The sequence below is a fragment of the Stenotrophomonas sp. GbtcB23 genome (assembly GCF_019091045.1).
GTDB lineage: Bacteria > Pseudomonadota > Gammaproteobacteria > Xanthomonadales > Xanthomonadaceae > Stenotrophomonas > Stenotrophomonas rhizophila_A.
On the sequence record NZ_JAGXKC010000781.1, the window covers coordinates 1 to 229 of the forward strand.

Here is a 229-nt window from a genome sequence, read left to right on the forward strand (position 1 = left end):
ATTTCACTAACCCGAAGGTGCGTCACATCTTCGACGACATCTACGAAGACCTGGCGATCAACTGGTATTTCGAGGGCCTGCTGTTCCACGACGATGCCTATCTGCGCGTCACCGAACTGGCCAACCTGCCGCAGGAAGGCGACGGCGGCGCGCGCACCCAGGCGCTGATCGGCTTCACCCTGGAACTGCGCGGCGCCGCACAGCGCTGGCGCCCGGAGCTGGCCACGGT

General features: G+C 64.6%; 1 protein-coding gene. It reads left to right on the forward strand.

What is annotated here, in order from left to right; genetic code table 11:
• Positions 1-229 (forward strand): poly-beta-1,6-N-acetyl-D-glucosamine N-deacetylase PgaB (locus KVS69_RS20905; RefSeq protein ID WP_217540275.1); only part of this gene is annotated, 229 nt, incomplete at both ends.